The organism is Rhizobium oryziradicis, assembly GCF_001939045.1.
Taxonomy (GTDB): Bacteria; Pseudomonadota; Alphaproteobacteria; order Rhizobiales; family Rhizobiaceae; genus Allorhizobium; species Allorhizobium oryziradicis.
Window position 1 is genome coordinate 87311 of record NZ_MKIM01000018.1, and the last position, 6420, is coordinate 93730.

Below are 6420 nucleotides of genomic sequence, written 5' to 3' on the forward strand. Positions count from 1 at the left end.
ATTGGGCCCACAAAGCCCTGTTGGAATGCAGCATGCAAGCCATTTCAATCAAGGTTTAGGGGTGCTATCGCATTCTGGTACAGGTGTTTACAACGGCGCAAGCGCCGTCACAGTGTCAAAAGGTCATAATTAGCGCGTGTTCAGGGTTCCCCTTCTTGTCCTCCTTGCTCTTGTCATCGCCTTTGGCCTTGGGATTCAATCCACATTGGTGGCGTTGAATGCCACCGTTGGCTTTGGCGAAATCTCGATTGATGGCTGGCGAGCCTTTCCCGAAGCGCAGACGGCCTCCGCCGATCCCTACGCTCGCTCACACCGCGCCCGCGCCGGGCGTCTGCTGCTGGGCAGCGCCGAAGGGCTGACCTTTATTGCCACCACCGACACCAGCGGCCAGCGGCTCACTGGCCTGTGCCGCTACAAACTCGCAGGCAGCGTGCCGACAACGCGGTTCTGGACGCTTTACGCCACCCGCCCCAATGGTGAGCCGCTCAACGTGTCGCAGGATTTGCCAACGGCCCTTAACTCGATCATCACGTTGAAAAACCCTGACGGCACCATGAACATCACCATCGGTGCCAAAGCCACGGCCAACAATTGGCTGGCCATTGCGCCCGATGGTGGGCCTATCATGCTCAATCTGACCCTTCTGGACACGCCTGCGGCAGGCAACTCCGGCCTGGTTGCCCTGACCATGCCACGCATCGAGCGCATTGGGTGCGGCAATGTTTAAACTGCTGTTTGCTGTTGCGATTGGCCTGATTGGTGCGGTTTTTCTGCACATCATCATCATTTTGGCCCTGCCGCATTTTACCGGCAAGGATGCATTCACACGCATTACCTTTGAGGGTCCGCTCAATCGTTTTTATAGTCTTGGCAATCAGATGGACAAAGCGGGCCTCACCATTGGCGATCCGTTTTTGAAAGTCGCAGCCTGCGCCTTTGATGTCAGCGAAAATCCCGTGCGCATCACTGCATCAGGCGCGGTCCCCTTCTGGTCGATTGGCGTGTTTGACCGCAATGCCAACGAGTCCTACAGCATGAATGACAGCACATCGGTGGAAGGCAAGCTGGATATTATTGCTGCCACCTCAGCCCAGATCGCGGTTTTGCGCGCCGAACAATCCGACGCCCTGACTCAGACGATCTTTGTCGAAATGCCCACGCACAAAGGTTATGCCGTGCTGCGCGCCATGGTGCCACAAGATAGCTTCAAGCCAGATGCCGAGGCCTTTTTGAAAGGCGCAAGCTGCAAACCGATTGCCAATCCGTGAAGGGATGCTGCGTTATTCTACCCTTCGTAGGGATGGGAATCGTGCACAGGACGCTTGCCGGTTAATGACGCGGCACCAATGAGCAAAGGCTCTGTGCGCGCATAACGAACGCCCGTAAACAGCAAAATGCGCGCCTGCACGCCCTCTGGCGGACGCTTTGCCGGTTTATGCTCAAAATGATCTTTCAGTCTTACGATGTCGGCCATGCTCGTCTCCAATTTTAACGTTTGAGACGGATGAAGAGATCGATTTCATCCTACCCCCGTGTGAGGGCCAACACATCCCAACCAAAGCGCATCGCGCTGTTTGACCGGGCATTCTGTGCCATTCTCCAGACTTTCCCAGCGGCATATCTCATGCGCTGTCACCATGTGATTGCATCATCAATCGAAACACGCCGTGATATTACGCCTATTCGATTGTTCTTATTAAACACCATTGATGGTTAACAGCTTGCTAACGATTACCCTGTATCTTGAGGGAATTAGTATCGCGTTGGGACGGGTAATGTCGTGAATGATCAATTTAGGGCGTTGGAAAACACACGGAACGATCGCAACAAGGACGTGGTTTTGATGGCCACCGTCTCGAGTTTTGAATCCATTGAACGCCCCGCCAAGGCAGACCTCAAGCAATTCGCGCTGTTGTTTCAACCGCTATTTCAATCCTCAACGCTGGAGGCAAGGCGCGCAGCTGTGGCTGCTCTTTCCCAATCACCAAATGTGCCGGAGCCAGTGGCGTTTTTTATTGCCTGCCAACCCATTTCGATCTCGGCACCCTTTCTCACCGCATCTCCCTGTCTGACGGACGAGCTGATGCTGACCATTGCCCGCACCCAGGGCAAAGCCCACACCCGCGCCATTGTGCGCCGCGAAGCGCTCTCCCCCGCCATGATTGACGCGCTCGTCGGCTTGCGATTTTCCCTGCAAGACAATGCCGCCCATTCGACCGACCAGGACGGTGTTGCTCATGACATGATGGAAGCACCACCGCGCGCTATTCCCGTGCGTGAAGACCCCGCCCCCATCAAGAAAATCGAGCTTGCAGAAATCCCCACTGAGACAGAGGCGGCCACCGTGGCAGAAGCCGCCAAGCGCAAACGCGAAGAAGCGCTGCGCCAGACCTTGATTGCGCTGGACCAGCACCTGCACCGCCCTCAACATGACCGGCAGGGTCTGCGCAGCATAAACCCCGTGCAAGAGGCATTGCTGGTGCGCTTTGCCCGCACGCGCGAGGCCAGCGCCTTTGCCACGGCCCTTTCCGATACGCTATCCTCCAGCCGCTGGCTGGCAGAGCGCATTTTGCTCGACCTGTCCGGACGCCAGCTTGCCACGGCCCTTCTGGGGCTTGCCATGACCCTTCCCGACATCACATTTGTGCTGAGCCGCTTCTATCCGCATTTGACCGAGCTGGAGCAAAACGAGCCACGCATCGCCCGCCTCATTGCCTCGCTGGATGGGCGCGAATGCCAACGGCAGATCGAAGCCTGGTTGCGCGCCGACCAGCAAACCTATCAAACCCACCGCGACGACCCCAAACCGGGCCAAGACGCACACCAGGAAGAAGGCAATGATATTATTGCCTATTTAAAGCAGCACCGCGGCTAGAGTTTGTCAGGGAAAAGTGGAATCCGGTTTTCCCGAATAGACAAACGAAAACAAGGGACTCTATATGACAGAGAAAATCGGCATCGAGCCGCGATGCTGTCCGATTTTCTGATACCCAGAGGCATTGCCAATTTCCCGTGGTGTAACACCAGATAGCGACGCCCAACGCATCATGGCTGCTCAACAACAAACAGCCCATCAATGGTATCGATCTCCAACTCGACCAGCCAGAGATCCGGATCCCATTTGGTTTCGCGCGCCATCAACGCCGCCACATCTTCGGGCTCAGCCAGGTCCAATCGCTGCTCAAAGCGCCGATCCATGGCCCCCTCGTCATCAACAAGGCTTTGCGGAGCCGGACCAAACAACGTCTCGAAACCATCACGAAAGCGCTGCCGAATAAAAATCGCCCCCGCCTGATCCATACCCTTGCGCTCCACAGCCGCATAACCACCGCGCGAAAACACGGTGCGGATCAGGGCGGACACAAACATATCGGAACGAAGACGCATGCGTATGGATTAGCGCAAGGTGCCGACGCTGTCAGGCAAAATCAACGCTCTCTCAACATATTCAAGCATTCTCATCCAAAAACACATTCCCCGACCCTTCCGCCGCCGCACCACCACAATCAATAGCATCACCAATGCGCCCCGCAGGCCTGCCATTGATAAACACGGTGGGCGACCCAGCCGCCAATGCGCGGCCATGGCTGGGCTCCGGGCAGGACGAGCAGGCATGCGCCCCATAGGCATCCCCAACCCGCACGGCACCACGCCCATTGATAAACACATCACCACTCGCTTCAACGGCGGTTGTGGGTGGAAAATGGCAGGCGTGGCCGGAACCTATATCGCCGAGGCGGGTGATGGCGGGCATGGTGACTCTCTTTTTATTGTCGGCGAAAACATTCTTTTAAAAGCGCAAATTCGACACATGGAATCAAATTCAGATCAAACACGATAACGCCCGGGCAACGCGATCAGTCCTCACCAGCCCACCATTCTCCATCGCCGTCGAACCAGCGACCAGCCGCCGCACGCGCCTTTCTGACATAGTCAACCATATCGGGATTATTATTGATCCTATCATCGACCCATTGACTCTGCGGTAACGGAATGTGTTCGCGCACGCGTTGACTGTAGGAACCGTACGGATTTCGCTTCGTATGCAGAGCATTCCACGCCTCCCGCGTTTTTGCGCCAATACCAAGATCATTGGCGGCACCTGCACCGGTGAAATCTACGACAACCCGCACGTTTACCGCTGCCCCAAAACTGTCATCAGGCTGCCAATCAACATCCAATGACGTGTTGCTCATCGGAATCTGGCGGTTACCCGGCAATTGAGCGACGGCAGTTCCCGTCCGAACATGGCTTGCCAAAAAAAGAACTTTGCTGGAACCATCGATGATAAAACTTTCGCAATTGGGAAAACCGTCTCCCGTAATAGCACAGGACACATCAACCCTTTTGAGGTCTCTGTTGATCCGCAACGACACATTGTTCATCACATCAAGGTCAGGAACCATTCCACTCCAGCGCTCATCGGTGTGCTTCACTGGAGACCTTACGCCAAAGCCGTCTTGTTTGTCATATGTCACTGGCGACTGGACTTCATAAGGAAGAATGCTGGTCGGTCCCGTGTAGTTGCTTTTGCCGTCGGAGACCTGTCCGCCAAGCACATCATGTGGCGTTTCACTCGACACCCAAGGCTTCATCCCGATAGCCTCTTGGGCATCTCCAATTTTTTGTGTAACGACACCGGCCTCGTCAGTCGGAAAAGCAAAATTCTTACCCGCATAGACGATACGGATATTGATGTTTTGATTTCCATCTGGACGATAAGGCGTGATGTTTTTTGGCGTCTCACTATGTCTCGGCTGCGTTTCTGGCCGAGTATAATCATTACTGAACTTCAAGCCTGTCGCATTGATTAATCTCGGGTTTGAACTCGGATCTGAGCGGCACACCGCTACTCCGAACTCCGCAGTTTTTAAATTAACTTGAATCCAATGGTAAATGCGGGAAGTCACACCAGTCGACGCACTGAATCCACGATTATCCCCGTGGAAGAACATTCCACCCGTTCTAAAATCCTCACGGGGATGGAATGATCGAGTATATATTTTCAGTATGCTCATGTTAATTCCCTCAGTGCGGAACCTTGACGATGACCTGTTCCAATTGCTCGTCCGTAGGTGCCGAGACCGTTACTCCTTCATATGTCGTTTTCTTGGGAGGCAAGTTCATGATTTCTGCTTCAGCCACGCTGGCGCTACGGCTGTCTCCTTCCGTGGCCTCAGGTCCAACCACATGAATCGTCGAAACGCTCTCCCAAATATACTCTTTGCCTGTCTTCCAGTCCTTATATCCGCCATCACCAACAAGAACGCGCTTCGTCATAAGTGCTGGGGCAGTTGCAGCGCGGCCACTCGCAGTCGGCAAGGGCACCAGATTAAAGCCGAACGTACCTCCCTCCGGATAAACGAACTCAATGATCGACACTTTTTTCGATACAACAGCACCGAACAGGCGATCCCCGGGTTGGAGATTTTTCTTTTTCTCATTGTGCGGATCGTCCCGGGCAGGGTTATCTCCTTGCGATAGATCACGCCATTCAGCGAGTGCCACCGGATTTGATACAACAATCACGGTTCCGCCTTTCTCAAGCAAAGGCGGTGCCACATAGATCGTTAATTGAGAACGCATATCGCCATTTTCCTTATTATCATCCGCAAAACCGGCGTCCGCGAGGACGCCTAAGTAAAAAAAAGAAATGAAAGCAGAAAATATTCTTCTTCTCATCAATTTAACTCTATCTTGGTAGCGGTCGCCTTCACGGTTTCTTCTTGCTCAATGATCATCCTTACACCCTTCACCGTGATTGTTCCGTCCGCGTCCAATCGTAATTCGGATTTCCCGCTGCGAAAGTATATGGCTTCATGAGCTTCAACCGTCTTTATCCCGTGGATCACCTCCTCGGAATTTTGCCCTGAAGCGAGGCGCACACTTCCACCGACGTTTTGAATATGATCCATACCGACCGTCACGAGGCTGGTTCCACCGGTTGTGTGAACGGAGTTTAAAGCCGCGTTTAACATAATGGTCGACGCGGCATTCACCGAGTAAGTGCCGCTTCCCGACATGGATGAAAACATGCTCTTGAGGAAATAGGCGGCTCCGCGAATACCGAAAATGTCCTGCGTCAACGCGCCCCGAACCATGTCGCCAGCTGGTCCTGTCCCTACGTTTATACTCATGCTCTGGCCGATATTTTGAATATCCATGCGCTCAATCTCACGCACCGAAGCTCCACCGACCGACTGGACATAATTGACGTCCACCCTCTCGGTCTTGTGATTCAAAACCTTGAGAGTGTAATCCTTCTGAGCGTGAATATAAATCTCTTCACGCCCAGCCTCGTCTTCGAACGTTAACTCATTAAACTTATAGGCTGATTGCCCCTTATGCGTATTGGTCCGAAACACGCTCTTGGTCTTATTCGCAGGCAAATCATACGGCACGGGGTTTAGCGGATTGGGC

At 53.9% G+C, this 6420-nt stretch carries 9 protein-coding genes; 3 read left to right on the plus strand and 6 right to left on the minus strand.

All coding sequences use genetic code 11. The annotated features are described in order from the left end of the window. The first annotated feature begins 136 nt into the window (after positions 1 to 136). Both BJF95_RS01200 and BJF95_RS01205 read left to right on the plus strand, forming a co-directional pair. Positions 137 to 727 carry a DUF1214 domain-containing protein gene (locus BJF95_RS01200; RefSeq protein WP_075637620.1) on the plus strand — a complete coding sequence of 197 codons (591 nt, stop codon included), beginning with the start codon at positions 137 to 139 and terminating at the stop codon, positions 725 to 727. Further along, positions 720 to 1268 carry a DUF1254 domain-containing protein gene (locus BJF95_RS01205; RefSeq protein ID WP_075637621.1) on the plus strand — a complete coding sequence of 183 codons (549 nt, stop codon included), beginning with the start codon at positions 720 to 722 and terminating at the stop codon, positions 1266 to 1268. The genes BJF95_RS01200 and BJF95_RS01205 overlap by 8 nt, the downstream gene beginning before the upstream one ends. 17 nt (positions 1269 to 1285) lie before the next feature. On the opposite strand, the gene BJF95_RS01210 is transcribed toward BJF95_RS01205, so the two are convergent. Further along, the gene (locus BJF95_RS01210) at positions 1286 to 1474 is read right to left on the minus strand and encodes a hypothetical protein (protein WP_075637622.1); all 189 of its coding nucleotides are present in this window, start codon (positions 1472 to 1474) and stop codon (positions 1286 to 1288) included. Between the two features lie 369 nt (positions 1475 to 1843). Here BJF95_RS01210 and BJF95_RS01215 point away from each other — a divergent pair, with 369 nt between their 5' ends. Then, positions 1844 to 2875: a DUF2336 domain-containing protein gene (locus BJF95_RS01215; protein ID WP_139317356.1), complete on the plus strand. Its 1032-nt coding sequence runs from the start codon at positions 1844 to 1846 to the stop codon at positions 2873 to 2875. Positions 2876 to 3045: 170 nt separating this feature from the next. On the opposite strand, the gene BJF95_RS01220 is transcribed toward BJF95_RS01215, so the two are convergent. The 5 genes from BJF95_RS01220 to BJF95_RS23970 form a co-directional block, all read right to left on the minus strand. Further along, positions 3046 to 3387, minus strand: a complete 342-nt coding sequence (locus BJF95_RS01220) for a DUF1491 family protein (protein WP_075637624.1) — start codon at positions 3385 to 3387, stop codon at positions 3046 to 3048. Between the two features lie 61 nt (positions 3388 to 3448). Further along, complete coding sequence (locus tag BJF95_RS01225; protein WP_075637625.1) at positions 3449 to 3754, minus strand: PAAR domain-containing protein; 306 nt, start codon at positions 3752 to 3754, stop codon at positions 3449 to 3451. A gap of 103 nt (positions 3755 to 3857) precedes the next feature. Next, complete coding sequence (locus BJF95_RS01230; protein ID WP_139317357.1) at positions 3858 to 5018, minus strand: hypothetical protein; 1161 nt, start codon at positions 5016 to 5018, stop codon at positions 3858 to 3860. Positions 5019 to 5028: 10 nt separating this feature from the next. After that, entirely contained in the window at positions 5029 to 5682 is a 654-nt protein-coding gene (locus BJF95_RS01235; RefSeq protein ID WP_075637627.1) for a hypothetical protein, read from the minus strand. Continuing rightward, the coding region (locus BJF95_RS23970) for a bacteriophage T4 gp5 trimerisation domain-containing protein (RefSeq protein WP_425348665.1) at positions 5682 to 6420 on the minus strand (739 nt) is incomplete at its 5' end. The genes BJF95_RS23970 and BJF95_RS01235, both read right to left, overlap by 1 nt.

Coding starts and splice junctions, on each gene's coding strand:
- BJF95_RS01205 (WP_075637621.1), top strand. CDS start 720: ATGTTTAAACTGCTGTTTGCTGTTGCGATTGGCCTGATTGGTGCGGTT.
- BJF95_RS01210 (WP_075637622.1), bottom strand. CDS start 1,474: ATGGCCGACATCGTAAGACTGAAAGATCATTTTGAGCATAAACCGGCA.
- BJF95_RS01215 (WP_139317356.1), top strand. CDS start 1,844: ATGGCCACCGTCTCGAGTTTTGAATCCATTGAACGCCCCGCCAAGGCA.
- BJF95_RS01220 (WP_075637624.1), bottom strand. CDS start 3,387: ATGCGTCTTCGTTCCGATATGTTTGTGTCCGCCCTGATCCGCACCGTG.
- BJF95_RS01225 (WP_075637625.1), bottom strand. CDS start 3,754: ATGCCCGCCATCACCCGCCTCGGCGATATAGGTTCCGGCCACGCCTGC.
- BJF95_RS01230 (WP_139317357.1), bottom strand. CDS start 5,018: ATGAGCATACTGAAAATATATACTCGATCATTCCATCCCCGTGAGGAT.
- BJF95_RS01235 (WP_075637627.1), bottom strand. CDS start 5,682: ATGAGAAGAAGAATATTTTCTGCTTTCATTTCTTTTTTTTACTTAGGC.